The sequence below is a fragment of the Leadbetterella byssophila DSM 17132 genome (assembly GCF_000166395.1).
GTDB lineage: Bacteria > Bacteroidota > Bacteroidia > Cytophagales > Spirosomataceae > Leadbetterella > Leadbetterella byssophila.
Window position 1 is genome coordinate 3,840,325 of the sequence record NC_014655.1, and the last position, 14,925, is coordinate 3,855,249.

At 41.5% G+C, this 14,925-nt stretch carries 6 protein-coding genes; 5 read left to right on the forward strand and 1 reads right to left on the reverse strand.

Translation table 11 applies throughout. The features are described from left to right. Nucleotides 1–58 precede the first annotated feature (58 nt). The 4 genes from LBYS_RS17080 to secA all read left to right on the forward strand — a co-directional run bounded on the left by LBYS_RS17080 (nucleotide 59) and on the right by secA (nucleotide 10,650). Nucleotides 59–3,505, forward strand: coding sequence for a SusC/RagA family TonB-linked outer membrane protein (locus LBYS_RS17080; protein WP_013410092.1), 3,447 nt, complete (start codon nucleotides 59–61; stop codon nucleotides 3,503–3,505). A 12-nt stretch (nucleotides 3,506–3,517) separates the two neighbouring features. Continuing rightward, nucleotides 3,518–5,353 (forward strand): RagB/SusD family nutrient uptake outer membrane protein, encoded by a 1,836-nt coding sequence (locus tag LBYS_RS17085; RefSeq protein ID WP_013410093.1) that lies wholly within the window; start codon nucleotides 3,518–3,520, stop codon nucleotides 5,351–5,353. A gap of 50 nt (nucleotides 5,354–5,403) precedes the next feature. Further along, nucleotides 5,404–7,218: an outer membrane protein assembly factor BamB family protein gene (locus LBYS_RS17090; RefSeq protein ID WP_013410094.1), complete on the forward strand. Its 1,815-nt coding sequence runs from the start codon at nucleotides 5,404–5,406 to the stop codon at nucleotides 7,216–7,218. Between the two features lie 132 nt (nucleotides 7,219–7,350). Continuing rightward, the gene (gene secA, locus LBYS_RS17095) at nucleotides 7,351–10,650 is read left to right on the forward strand and encodes a preprotein translocase subunit SecA (protein ID WP_013410095.1); all 3,300 of its coding nucleotides are present in this window, start codon (nucleotides 7,351–7,353) and stop codon (nucleotides 10,648–10,650) included. 34 nt (nucleotides 10,651–10,684) lie between these two features. Here secA and LBYS_RS19815 read toward each other — a convergent pair whose 3' ends face one another. After that, nucleotides 10,685–11,551, reverse strand: coding sequence for a helix-turn-helix domain-containing protein (locus LBYS_RS19815; RefSeq protein WP_013410096.1), 867 nt, complete (start codon nucleotides 11,549–11,551; stop codon nucleotides 10,685–10,687). A 247-nt stretch (nucleotides 11,552–11,798) separates the two neighbouring features. On the opposite strand from LBYS_RS19815, the gene LBYS_RS17105 reads away from it, so the two are divergent. After that, complete coding sequence (locus tag LBYS_RS17105; protein ID WP_013410097.1) at nucleotides 11,799–14,921, forward strand: SusC/RagA family TonB-linked outer membrane protein; 3,123 nt, start codon at nucleotides 11,799–11,801, stop codon at nucleotides 14,919–14,921. The last annotated feature ends 4 nt before the right edge of the window (nucleotides 14,922–14,925 follow it).

Sequence of the window (14,925 nt, forward strand, 5' to 3'; positions counted from 1 at the left end):
TTTTACTAGGTATATTTGTTAAATTTCTATTTTTAGTCCCTAAAAAGATTCATATTCCATGAAAAAAACTCTACTCTCTATTGCAGTATTGGGACTGGCATTAAATGCTTCATCAGCAACGCCGCCAGACCAGTATCGCATCTCCGTGCAACGAGCACAAGCCTTCGATTCAGTTCGAGGTAAGGTAGTGGGAACTGATGGTCCTGTACCGGGTGCAACCGTACAAGTTGTAGGTACCAATGTGGTAACAGTTACAGACGCGGAGGGTAATTTTACGCTTGAAGCAGCACGTGGAGCTGTTTTGAGAATTTCATCTGTAGGTTATGTTACAAAAGAGGTAACCTATAACGGAGGTACATTGACCATTAACCTTGAGGATGATACAAACAGTTTGAATGAGGTGGTTGTTGTAGGTTATGGTACACAGAAAAAAGGTAACTTAACGGGTGCAGTTTCCTCTGTAAACGTGAGAGAAAACTTAGAGTCACGTCCTATAGCTGACGTAGGTAGAGCTATCCAAGGTTCTACTCCGGGTTTAACCATTACCATTCCTAGTGGTGAAGTAGGTTCAGATCCTACTATCCGTATCAGAGGTGCTTTGTCATCTGTACAAGGTAATAGTACGCCTCTAATCCTTTTAGATAACGTTGAGATTCCAAGTATTCAGTATGTAAATCCTGATGACGTGGAGTCTATCACAGTATTAAAGGATGCGGCTTCTTCTTCCATCTATGGTGCTAAAGCGGCTTTCGGTGTGATCTTGATTACTACAAAGACTGGAGGTTCCAAAGAGAAGATTACGGTTAACTACTCGGCTAACATGGCCTTCCAAAATCCATTCAAGGATTACGAGATGGGTAGATTGAACGCCTTAAAATATACCATGGATGCGCTTGACAGAGTAGGGGGTACTGAAACCGGTGCTTTCTATAGAATCAACAGAGAAAGCTATGAGAAGGCGGTTCAATGGGACAAGACTTATGGTAAAACAATAGGTGCAAATGATCCTACCGTCTACGGAAGAGACTGGTACGTGAATCCGGGTGCCCCTAGTGTAAAGTACGGTATTCGTACGTATGACCCATATGATTATATGATTAGAGAATGGGCTCCTACGCAAACGCATAACTTATCACTGAACGGAACTGTAGGTAAAACAAAATACACCGCTACTTTTGGTATGATTAATCAGAGCGGTATGTTGAAGCCTGGTGATTCGGATAAATTCAAGAGATATAACGGTGCATTACGTTTATCAAACGATATCAACAAGTACTTAACCATCAGAGGAGGAGCATTGTTTAGCCAGAGAAATAAGGAATATCCTTATGTAACAAGCTCTTATTCAGCTGACCCTTGGTTATACATGTACCGTTGGTCTTCTTTATACCCAATGGGTTATGACGAGTATAATCGCCCAATCCGCAGCCCATGGTCTGAAAACATGGCAGGGAACCTGGGTTCTATGCGTCATAACTACATAAACCTGAGTGCAGGTACTACAGTTAACATCATGAAGAACTGGAAACTTGATGTAGATTATACTTTCACCAACGAAGATTTCACTACTTCCCGTAACGGTACTCGTTTTACCGCCGCTAACTCATGGGTAGCTGGGGTAGCAAGAAATGATGCGAATGGAAATCCTATCTATGTAAATGATAAAGGGGAAGTAGTAGCTGAAGGTACACCAGGTGCTATGCGTGCATATGACCTTTCATACAATACTTACACTGCCAATGGCGCAAACCCTGATCACGTATATTTACGTACAGAGAATAGTTACCGCCATACAGTGAATGCCTTGACTACTTATGATTTTAGACCGAATAAGGATCATGATTTCAAATTTATATTAGGTCTTAACCGGGTTACTACAGATGGTAAATATCACTGGACTCAGAGAACTAACTTACTAGATATTACTAATCCTCAGTTTGATCTAGCAGTAGGTGATATCACAGGTAGTGGTGGTGTTTACTGGGATGCGCAGTTAGGTTACTTTGGTAGAATCAACTACGTGTTCAAAGATAAATATCTATTCGAAGGTAACCTTCGTTATGACGGTTCTTCGAAATTCCCAACAGACCTAAGATGGAGATGGTTTAAGTCCTTCTCTGCAGGTTGGATTGCTTCAGAAGAGAAATTCATGGAATGGGCTAAGCCTACTTTAAGTCACTTGAAATTCAGAGGTTCATGGGGTGTGATAGGTAACCAAACCGTGCCATCAGACCTTTATATTTCTAACATGACAGCGGGTCAGATCAGCTGGTTTATCAATGGAAACCCTGTTAACGCAGTAGGTTCTCCTTCTTTAACCGTTCCAAACGTAACTTGGGAAGACCTTGAAACTACTGACTTTGGTGTGGATGCTAGATTCCTACAGAATAAATTGGGTGTAACATTCGACTGGTACAGAAAAGTAACCAAAAACATGTTTGCTCCAGTAGAAGGTACAACTTGGACCATAGGTGCAGGTGCTCCACTTGGAAACTACGGTACATTGACTACTAAAGGTTTTGAACTTGCGGTTGACTTCAACCACAGATTCGCAAACGGTTTAGGAATTAATGTACGCGCTAACTTAGACGATGCTAAGTCTGTATTCAGCGACTACACATCATCTCGTCTAATGGGATCTAACTATGATGGTAAGGTTTATGGAGAGATTTGGGGTTATACTACAGATCGCTTATTCCAATATGATGATTTCGTATTAGATGCCAGCGGAAAGCCTGTATTAGTGACCTTAACTCCTGAAATGACGAAGTATTACACCAGTGGTGGTGGTAAAGCATATCAGCTGAAAGATCCTAATGGCGTTTACCAACCTCGTTTCCAGAACTCCACTAACTTCTACTTCGGACCTGGAGACGTTAAGTTCAAGGACTTAAACGGTGACGGTGAATTAGACAACGGCGACGGTACGGTAGATAATCCTGGGGACATGAGTGTTATAGGTAATTTCACTCCTCGTTACAACTATGGATTTAGAATTGGTGCAGATTATAAAGGTTTTGACTTCTCAGCTTTCTTCCAGGGAGTAGGTCAAAGAAGTGTATGGGGTGAAGGTTTCTTAGCCATTCCAGGTTTTAACGTATCAGATGGAGCTATGCCAGAAGCTATTGTAAGTAATTACTGGACTCCGGAAACTCCTGACGCATTCTATCCTGCAGCATTCAATAATGCTGGTTCTGCTAACGTGAACAACATGCAAGTGCAAACGCGTTACTTGTTAGATATGTCTTATTTGAGAGCGAAAAACATTACATTAGGTTATAGCCTTCCTCAGCATTTGTTGAAGCGCGGAGGTATCAATACCTTAAGAGTGTATGTTTCCCTTGAGAACTTCTTCACTTGGGATAAGCTTAATGGACTTCCAATAGATCCGGAAGAAGTAGCTGGTACATCTATTTTCTTACAAAGCAACTACAATGCCGGACGTACAGGTGTGGGTACTCCTACCTTTAAGAGTGCTTCCCTTGGACTTCAACTTAATTTCTAATCCTTTAAGACAATGAATATCAAACAATATATCTGTGTCGGAGCCGTAGCTGCATTATTAGGTGCATGTAATCCGGACGTCTTAGACAGACCTGAACTGACGAAGGTGAATGATAACACCTTCTGGAAAAACGAAACAGATCTTCGTCTCTATGCGAATGACTTCTACGTGAACTATTTTGTAGGGTATAACTCTGGTTTTGGTACAGCTTATACTCCACTGAGAGGTTACATTTTTGCAGATGACTTCACTCAAACCGGTACACAATCCGGATTTGAAACTACTGTGCCTAACTCAAGAGGGGCAAGTACAGCAACGCCAACCATCCTTACGCAATATTCCGGTCCAAACTGGAACTTCTACTGGGTGAGAAAGGCTAATGTGATGCTTTCCAGAATGAAGGCTAAAATGGATGGAAACATCCCTGCTGAGCAGTACAATCACTGGGAAGGTGTAGGTAGATTATTTAGAGGTTATGAATACTCTCGCCTTGTAAGCGTATTTGGAGATGTCCCTTATTTCGACCAAGAAGTAGATCCAAGTGATGACGCAAGCATGTATAAAGAAAGAACTCCACGTGGAGAGGTGATGGATAAGGTATACGAAGATTTCAAATTTGCCTTAGCTAACATCCGCCTTAACGATGGAGTAGGATATGTCAATCGCTATGTTGCTGCTGCTGTCATTTCAAACCTTATATTATTTGAAGGATCTTGGCAGCACTATCACAAGCTTGATGCGGCTAGAGCTAAAAAATACTTAGAACTAGCTGTTGAGGCTTCTGAATTAGTGATGAACAGCGGGAAGTATTCTTTCAATAGTGACTTTAAAGCCCTATTTGCATCTGAGAACCTTGCTAATAACCCGGAAGTTATTTTCTTTAGAGCTTATGAGTCGCCTCGTTTAACCCATGCTATCGGTTCTTATAGCAACGGTACTGAAGGTCAAGCTCAGTCTGCTAACTTGAATCTTTTGAAATCCTTCATTTGTACAGACGGTGATGTATGGCAGAATTCTAAAGTGGATAATGCTAAAAGCTTCCACTTAAGAAATTTGGTGGTTACTCGTGACCCTCGTTTCGAAGCCACTTTCCTAGATACAGTAAACACTCCTGCAGCAACCTTAGCCTATGCTCACAAGTTTGCAGGTAGAGAGGCTAGAAACTATATGTACGGAGGAAGCTATCCTGCAGCATGGGGAAGTAATACGAATACCAATGATGCTCCTGTACACCGTTTAGCTGAGGTAGTTTTGAACTGGGTAGAAGCTAAGCAAATTCTTGCAGAATCATTTGGTGGGGCACCGGTTTCTCAGGCGGATCTAGATAAATCTATCAATGCTATCCGTAACCGTCCATTAGATGCAGTAGCTATAGCGAAAGGTGTGAAGAAAACTGCTCCATTACAGTTGAATGCTATTCCTAATGACCCTACACGTGACGCAGATGTGTCTCCGTTAATGTGGGAAATTCGTAGAGAGAGAAGAATGGAGTTTGTGTATGAGCATACTCGTCTGAATGACCTACGTCGTTGGAAAAAACTAAATTATATGGATTTCCAAAATCCGGATTATGCAGCGGGTCCTTGGTTAGATGTGAACAAAGATCTTAAAACACAATTAACCGCTTCATTTGTAGGTAGACTTCGTGTTATGAAGGAGGATGGAACAATAGTTACTTATAACGGTAACAATGCCGCAGATATGGTAGGTTACTATGTAGTTCAAAACTTTGCGAATAGAGTATCGTTCACAGATAGGGTATACCTAGCCCCTCTGGGACGAAACGAGATTCAAGCTTATAAAGAGAGAGGATTTACTCTCACTCAGAACCCTGGTTGGGGAGAGTAAGAAAAATAATAAAGGCTGCAGGCAACTGCAGCCTTTCTACATTTTAAGGTATGAAGAAGATATTATTTATAGTATTCGTAGTAAGCGTTTTAAATGTAAACGCACAGAGAATTTTTCGTTACGCTCAGGTTTCTGATACCCATGTGGGTGGTGCTACCGGAGCAGATGATTTGAGAGCCACAGTAAAAGACCTTAACCTTCAAAAAGACATTGACTTTGTTTTATTCACAGGAGACATTACGGAGTTTGGCGCTGAAGAGGAATTAAGATTAGCAAAAAGAATATTAGATAGTTTAAACTTGCCTTGGTACGTTATTCCGGGGAACCACGATAGCAACTGGTCAGAAAGCGGTGCCAACGATTTTCGAAGAGTATTCGGTGGTGAAACCTTTTTCTTCCGTCATAAAGGTTTCCAATTTATGGGAACGGTAAGTGGGCCAAACATGCGCATGAGTCCGGGTCAGATTCCTAGAGAAAATTTGGTGTGGATGGATTCCGTATTTCAAGCTGTGCCAAATGAACCTTTGATCTTTATAAATCACTATCCTTTAGATAATGGTTTGAACAACTGGTATGAAGCCATAGAAAGGATCAAAAGGAGAAATATCCTTTTTGCAATGTGTGGACATGGTCACATCAATAAGCGTTACGACTGGGATGGAATTACAGGCGTCATGGGTAGGTCTAATCTGAGAGCAAAAGATCCCGTTGGTGGTTACAACCTTATTGATATTTATCCTGATAAAGCCGTTTACCAAGTTAGGGTGCCTGGTGTGAAAACAGAAGATCCTTGGTTGACTTTTAGTTTTGAAAAGCCTAAGGATGGGAAGTACGAGAGGCCTGACTTTTCCGTAAATGATAGGAATAGAGTCATCTGGGAATTCCAGGATGATAGTGATTTAGGTGCAGGTTTCGCCCACTACAAATCTTTTATCATAACTGCCAATACCCAGGGAAAGGTTTATGCCTTAGACGAAAAAACCGGGAAAAAAGTGTGGGAGGCTCGAACCGGAGGTAAGGTATATTCTACGCCTGCGGTATGGAAAGATAGGGTGGTAGTAGGTTCCTCAGATCATTTTATATACTGTTTTTCTGCCAAAAATGGTGAGGAGCTGTGGAAAATAGAAACCCGTAAAGCAGTGCTGGGTTCTCCTTTGGTACATAAAGGAATAGCCTATATAGGTGCCTCTGACGGAATCTTCCGTGCCATAGAGGTTAGTACAGGAAGACTAGTGTGGACCTTCAATGATGTGAAAGGGTATGTGTCATCCAGACCTTTATTATACCAAAATAAGATCATTTTCGGTTCATGGAACAATGGCTTCTACGCCTTAGATCCTAGTACGGGTAAATTAATTTGGGAATGGAAAAATGGCCATGCCAATAGAATGTTTTCTGCCGGTGCTTGCTATCCTGTAGGTACGAATAACAGGATTTTTGTAGTGGCTCCTGACAGATTCATGACATCTTTAGATTCCAAAACCGGTGCGGTCATTTGGAGAGAGAAAAAGGACTCTGTAAGGGTTAGAGAATCTATGGGTCTATCTGAAGATGGTAAATTAGTTTATGTGAAAACAATGGATGGGCAGTTGTACGGAGTTTCAACCTCTTCCTCTAATATGGATTTAGTGTGGAAGTCGAAACTGCAGTTGCCATATGAATTAACACCTTCTGCTATTGAAAGTTATAAGGGCGTGGTATATGTGCCTTCTCATGCAGGTTTAGTCTCGGCAGTCTCTGCAAAAACCGGGGAGGTGCTTTGGCAATACAAGATCTCAAATGCTATGGTCAATCCTATGCTTAGTACCAAGAAGGGTATTTATGTTTCTACTATGGATGGTAAGGTAGTTCGTTTGAAAAAATAAGTTGTGCTCGAAAACTATTCTGTCAATTTGTCAGATTATGGGTAATTTTATAATTCCCGCATTATTATTGAACGCAGTACGTTGTAATTGAATAAATTTGCAGAGTAATTAAAATACGACAATACAAACCTTATGTTTAATTTTTTAACGAAAGGGATTACCAAGATTTTTGGTACCAAGTCTGAGAAAGATATCAAATCGCTTACTCCATATGTAGAGGCTACGAATGCAGAATTTGCAAAGTTGGCTCATTTAAGTAATGATGAATTCAGACAACAGACCGTTGAGCTTAAGAATATCATTGCAGAAAGATTAAGTGATATTGACCGTGAGATTGCTGAATTGAGAGAATCAGCTTCGGGTGATGTTTCTATAGATCAAAAGGATAGGATCTTTAATCAAATTGATGATCTTGAAAAGAAAAGAAACGAGGAGCTGGAAGTAGTACTTCTAGAAATTCTGCCTCGTGCATTTGCTATCGTAAAAGAGACCGCAAGACGTTTCAAAGAAAATGAGGTGATTGAGGTGACGGCTACTCATTTAGACAGAGAGTTAGCTATGACCAAGAGCCATATTGAGATTCAAGGGGATAAAGCCCTTTGGAAAAACGAATGGTATGCCGCTGGTAACCTTTTGAAATGGAACATGGTGCATTATGATGTTCAGATCATTGGTGGTGCTGCCCTTCACAAAGGTAATATTGCGGAGATGGCTACCGGTGAAGGTAAAACCCTTGTGGCTACCTTCCCTGCCTTTTTGAATGCCTTGGCGGGTAGAGGAGTTCACGTAGTAACCGTGAATGATTATCTGGCACGTCGTGACTCAGAATGGATGGGACCCATCTTCGAATTTAACGGTATTACCTGTGATTGTATAGATAAGCATAGGGCTAATTCTCCTCAAAGGAAGAAAGCTTATAACTCAGATATCACTTACGGTACAAATAACGAATTCGGTTTTGACTACCTGCGTGATAACATGGTGAATGATCCGGAAGAGTTAGTTCAGCGTCGTCATCATTATGCCATGGTGGATGAGGTGGATTCCGTGTTAGTGGATGACGCCCGTACTCCATTGATTATTTCAGGTCCTATGACCCGTAAAAACGATGATGAGCTCTTTAATACCTTGAAGCCTAGAGTGAGTCAATTGGTTGAAATTCAAAAGCAATTAGTAGGCTCTTATTTGGTGGAAGCAAAGAAACTGATTGCTGAAGGGAATAAGAAGGATGGAGGACTAGCTCTGTTCAGAGCATACAGAGGTTTACCTAAGAGCAAGCCTTTGATCAAATTCTTGTCCGAAACAGGTATTAAGAAGCTTCTATTGGATACTGAAGCTATCTATTTGGCAGAAAACCAAAAATTAATGCCGGAAGCTGACGCTCCTTTGTACTTTACCATTGATGAGAAACATAACTCAGTAGAGTTAACGGATAAAGGTATAGACTTTTTGTCGGCTCAAGGTCAAGATGCTCAATTCTTCATTATGCCGGATCTAAGCTTAGAGATGGCTGCTATAGAGCGTTCTACTGAACTAAGTCCGGAAGAAAAGATCCTTAAAAATGATGAACTAATTCGTGATTACTCAACCAAGGCTGAACGTATACATGCCGTTAACCAATTGGTGAAGGCGTACACTCTTTTTGAAAGAGATGTGGATTACGTATTGATGGACGGTAAGGTGAAGATCGTGGATGAGCAAACCGGTAGGATCATGGACGGAAGAAGATGGTCTGATGGTTTACACCAAGCGGTTGAAGCAAAAGAGAACGTGAAAGTAGAAGATTCTACTCAGACGTATGCTACCATTACGCTGCAAAACTACTTCAGAATGTATCATAAGTTGGCCGGTATGACCGGTACAGCGGAGACGGAAGCAGCCGAATTCTGGAAGATCTATAAATTGGATGTGATCTCTATTCCTACAAATAAACCTGTTATCCGTCAGGACCGTGAAGACAAGGTTTACAAGACGGTTAGAGAAAAATACAATGCGGTAGTAGAGGAGATCAATGAAATGGTGAATCTAGGAAGACCTGTCTTAGTAGGTACTACTTCTGTTGAGAACTCTGAGTTACTTAGTAGAATGTTGACCTTGAAGAAAATACCTCACCAGGTATTGAACGCCAAGCAGCATGCTCGCGAAGCAGATATCGTAGCGGAGGCTGGTAAGCCGGGAACCGTTACTATTGCTACTAACATGGCCGGTAGGGGTACTGACATTAAGCTGACTCCGGAGAGTAAAGAGGCAGGTGGTCTAGCCATTATAGGTACAGAAAGACATGAATCCAGACGTGTAGACCGTCAGTTGAGAGGTAGAGCGGGACGTCAGGGTGATCCGGGTTCTTCTCAGTTCTTTGTGAGCTTGGAGGATAACCTTATGCGTATGTTCGGTTCAGATAGAATCGCGAAAGTGATGGACCGCATGGGTATGGAAGAAGGAGAAGTGATCCAAAGCTCCATGATCACCAGCTCTATAGAAAGAGCGCAAAGAAAAGTAGAAGAAAATAACTTTGGAATGCGTAAGCGCCTGATCGAATACGATGATGTGATGAACATCCAAAGGGATACTATCTATAAAAGAAGAAAGAACGCCTTGTTTGGTGAGCGTCTAGGTTTAGATATCGCTAATATCATCTTTGATACATGCGCAGATATCGTGAATCAAACGGCCGGAAATTATGAGGAGTTTGAGGTTAGAAGCATGCAGAGATTAGGCTTGAAGCCTGAGATCTCGGAAGCCGACTTCAGCAAAGGGGGCAATGCTTTGACACAGATGTTGTATCGTGCCGCAATGAACCATTACGATGCGAAGAACGATGCCATTCGTAAGAATATCGTTCCAGGATTAACCAGCATATTGAATGATCGCCAGGCTTTAGTAGATGAACCTTATATGGCGGTGATAGGTGATGGTATTAAGAGAATGGCCGTTTATGCAGATTTGAAAAAATCTGTGGAAACAGATGGAAGAGAATTAATTCTAGCCATAGAAAAGGCTATCTCCTTAGGTATCATCGATCAGGAGTGGAAAGAACATTTACGCGATATGGATGATTTGAAACAGTCCGTTCAGAATGCTTCTTACGAACAGAAAGACCCATTGTTGGTTTATAAGTTTGAGGCGGTTGAATTGTTCCAAAACTTCCTTAAAAAGGTAAATGCTGAGACAGTAGGATTCTTGATGAAGGCGAATGTAGAGGAATTGAGATTCCAGCAATTGCCTCCTCAGACTAAACAAAATGCTCCTGCGTTACAGACGAATAAATCGCCTGAGTCTGAAGCACCTGCTAGACCGGCTCAAATACAGAAGGTGGCTAATCGTAACGATAGAGTCAATGTTCAGTATAGAGACGGAAGCATAAAGAGAGATGTGAAGTTTAAGACCGTGGAAAATGACGTATTGTCAGGGGAAGCGGTTCTAATCGACTAATACCAAGAAAGCCGGCTTAAAATGCCGGCTTTTTTTATACAAAGGTTCTAGTACCTCTGTAATTGTCTCTAAACTCCTTTGGGGTACATTGATACTTCTTTTTAAAGATCCTATTAAAGTAGGATAAGTTATTAAAGCCACATTTAAAGGAGATCTCTGCAATATTTAAGGTAGTGTCTATTAATAGACGAGTAGCATGACCCAAACGGATATTATTTAAACTCTCCACAAAGGTGAGTCCTGTTCTTTTCTTGATAAATCTACTAAAGCTGGCTTCTGTCATGTTTACCTCCCTCGCTAAATCGCCTAAGGAAACGTCCTTGTCGTAATTCATGCGCATGTATTGAAAGGCAACATCTATTCTCCTGCTTTTGGTATAGATCTGGTCTTGTACAAAACTGGAGCTGGCCAGCATTCGTATATCTTGAGATATGGACAAATAATGCAAGATAGAAATGAGTTCTAACACTGAATCAAATCCGTTCTTTTGGCTCAGGTGAAGTAATCTAGGTTTTACCGAAAGTATGGTTTCCTCATTAAATTTCACTCCTCTAGATGCATATTCCAACAAAGATTTTACAAAGCTCAATTGGTTCCTGCTTAGAAACTTTTCATGGAACAAATCCTTATGAAACTGCACGGTAATTTCGTGAGCTACCTCCTCCTGTTTCCCACTCCATCCGTGAGGTAGATTTGAGCCCACTAGCACGAGCTCTGTTTCTCCTATAGTGTCCATATGGTCACCCACAAATCTTCTTATACCAGAGGCTCCTTCTATAAAGGTTAATTCAAATTCCTCGTGATAATGAATGGGGAAATCAAATCTTGATTTTTGACGGTCAAAAACCATAAAACAGTCGTTCTCTGTCAAAGGGGTGATCTCGTGGTAAAAGGTTGTCATTGTTAAAAAAATACTATTATGGTGTAAATTTTGTGGGGGACTTGACCTCGACAAATATATGAAAATCAATCGATTTCGTAATAATAAATTTTATTATTATAACCCAATAAATTGTGTTATTTTTTTAAATAATAGACTTATAGTAGTATCAGGATTTCTAATTTGTGTCAAAAGGTGTCAAAATAGTATTAGTCTAAAAATATAATATTTTGTCATTTTTGTACAATATTTAACCTAAACATAAAAGATGAGGAAATTTTTACTCAAATGGCCCCTTATGGTGCTAATCCTTTTGCTGTCTACGGGTATGGCCTGGGCGCAAGGAGTCACCGGTAAGGTAATGGACGAAAACGGAGAAGCCTTGGCAGGTGTTTCCGTAGTTATCAAAGGCAGTGCACAAGGTGTGATGACCGATATCAACGGCTCATTTACCCTTAGCCCTGTGTCTGAATCTTCTATACTGGTCTTTAGCTTCGTAGGGATGATTTCTCAGGAAGTTAGAGTAGGAAACAGATCTAAAATTGAGGTGACCCTCAAATCCTCTGACAGATCATTGGAAGAGGTAGTAGTGGTGGGCTATGGTACGGCTCGGAGGTCAGACATCACTTCATCCATTACCTCCTTAAAAGCTCAGGAATTAAAAGATATGCCCGCTGCTGGTATAGACCAATTATTACAGGGTAAGGCTGCGGGTGTAACGGTAACCAGTAATGGTGGTCAGCCCGGAGGAGGAGTTTCCGTAAAAGTTCGTGGAGTAACTTCTATCAATAGTAATGATCCTCTCTTTGTGATTGATGGAGTACCTTTCATCAATGGTAATACCAGTAATAGCACGGGTTATGACGGTTTGGGAGGATCTAATGGTCAAACCGGTAACTCTGTGATGGCCATGTTAAACCCGAATGACATCGAATCCATAGACGTGCTGAAAGATGCCTCTGCACAGGCCATTTATGGTTCTCAAGCCGCAAACGGTGTAATCATGATCACTACCAAAAAAGGGAAAGCAGGTACAGGTAAAATTACCTATGAAACCTATTTTGGAGTATCTGAGGTGGCTAGAAAACTGGATCTAATGAACCTCCAGGAATTTGCTCGTTACCAGAATGAGATTCTTCCTATCATTGGAATTACTCCTTCAGAAGAGTTTGCTGATCCAAGCTTACTAGGAAAAGGTACTGACTGGCAGGAAGCCATGTTCCAAAAAGGGGCTATACAAAACCATCAGTTGAGCTTTTCCGGAGGTCAAAACAAAACAAATTATTATGTATCGCTCAACTACTTCAATAACAAAGGGATATTGATAGGTTCAGATTTCGAGCGTTATGCTACGCGTTTGAGTTTTGATACCCAACTAAAATCTTGGGCTCAAGTAGGAATGAGCCTAAATGCCTCTAGAAGTATTCAAAACGTTACTCTGGCAGACGCCGCTGAAAGTACCATTTGGTGGGGAGCTGTAACCAGCCCTTTGGTACCTCTGAAAAATCCTGATGGAAGTTGGGGAGGTGGAAATACTGTGGGAGGCATCAGATACAGTAATGCTAACTTGGTAGGAAACAGTCAGTACAGAGGTAACACAAAAACCTCTACCACTGCCTTTGGGTCCGTGTTTGCGGAATTGACCTTACTAAAGGGTTTGAGTTTGAGGAATGAACTTTCCTTCTCTTTAGGACTAGATAATAATATAGCTTTCCAAAAAGCTGGAAATGTGGGTGGAGAGACGTTTAGAAGTAAACTGATCGACAATAGATCAGATAATTACTACTATTCCTTGACTAATTATTTTAATTACGTAAAATGGATCAATGGTCATAGTTTCCATGCTACTCTAGGTCACCAGGCGCAGATGTCGTACTGGCAGGCTATTGGTGGCACAAAAGTTGATTTGCAAGCTAACATCATGGACTTAAACACGGGTTTAGCTGATCAAACTACATGGGGACTCAACGGTGGTAAGGGACATTGGGCTATGGAGTCCTGGTTTGCCAGAGCTAATTATACTTACAAGGACAGATATTCCGTTTCTGCCAGCTTTAGAGCGGATGGTTCTTCGAACTTCGGACCTAATAACCGTTGGGGTTATTTCCCAGGTGTGTCAGTGGGCTGGACTGCCTCTAACGAATCCTTCATGAAAGAAGCGCTTCCTAACACCCATTTGAAAATCAGGGCAGGCTACGGATTAGTGGGTAACCAAAACTTCCCCGGAGGGGCTCCAAACCCGGCTTATGTAGGAGCCGTACAGTTCTTCACCGGACCGGTAGGATTTGGTACTTCCAATATGATTCAGGGTATTCCTAACCCGGATTTGAAATGGGAAACGGTAAAGACCTCAAACATAGGGGTGGATCTTGGCATTCTAAAGGGGCGTTTGGATTTAACGGTAGACGCTTATAAGAAGGTTACCAGTGATATGATCATCTTCTTAACCGGACCTACCTTAATAGGCGTAGGTGATGCTTGGGATGATCTGAAGGCACCACTGGGTAATGCAGGTAAAATGACCAATACCGGTGTAGATCTAGGTATTAGTTCTGTTAATGTGAGTAAAGAGAACTTTACCTGGAGAAGTAATCTGGTCTTCACACATTTTAAGAATAATTATGATCAGGCTGCCAGTGCTGCATCTGCTTTAGACGGTAGGGTATATTACAATAATTACTTGATCACGCATACCACGCCCGGCAGACCTGTAGGTTCCTTCTGGGGATTGAAAACAGACGGCATCTTCCGTACCCAGGCAGATCTTGATAATAGCCTGCCTCAATTCGGATACATCATTGATCCTGCGCAAACCTGGTTAGGAGACATTCGGTTTAAAGATATAAATAATGACAAGAAGATAGATGCGGAGGATATGACTTACATAGGTAGTCCACTTCCGAAATTCACCTGGGGCTTTACTAACTCCGGAAACTATAAAAGCTTTGACTTCTCTGTCTTTCTACAAGGAAGCTATGGTGCCAAAGCTTATAACTTCCTGCGTTGGCAGATCGAAGGTCTGAATAGTGCTTGGTCTAACCAGTTAAAGACGGTTTTGGATAGATATACTGAATCTAACCCTAACGGTTCCCTACCTAGGTTTACAAACACGAATGCGAATAACACGGCCATGTCTGATAGATACGTGGAGGATGCCTCCTTCTGGAGAATCCAAAATGTAACGGTAGGGTATAGAGTGCCTGCACATCTATTGAAGAAGGTGAATGTGAGGGTTTATGGATCTGTTCAGAACATTCACACCTTTACCAAATACAGCGGATACGATCCGGAGATCGGAGCATTCAATAACAATATCCGATTGATGAACGTGGATATGGGTCACTACCCCAATCCTAGAACCTTTACCATTGGCGCAAACGTGGAATTCTAACATT

Excerpts from the sequence above, each read along its gene's own strand:
- LBYS_RS17080 (WP_013410092.1), top strand. The coding sequence starts at position 59 with ATGAAAAAAACTCTACTCTCTATTGCAGTATTGGGACTGGCATTAAAT.
- LBYS_RS17085 (WP_013410093.1), top strand. The coding sequence starts at position 3,518 with ATGAATATCAAACAATATATCTGTGTCGGAGCCGTAGCTGCATTATTA.
- secA (WP_013410095.1), top strand. The coding sequence starts at position 7,351 with ATGTTTAATTTTTTAACGAAAGGGATTACCAAGATTTTTGGTACCAAG.
- LBYS_RS17090 (WP_013410094.1), top strand. The coding sequence starts at position 5,404 with ATGAAGAAGATATTATTTATAGTATTCGTAGTAAGCGTTTTAAATGTA.
- LBYS_RS19815 (WP_013410096.1), bottom strand. The coding sequence starts at position 11,551 with ATGACAACCTTTTACCACGAGATCACCCCTTTGACAGAGAACGACTGT.
- LBYS_RS17105 (WP_013410097.1), top strand. The coding sequence starts at position 11,799 with ATGAGGAAATTTTTACTCAAATGGCCCCTTATGGTGCTAATCCTTTTG.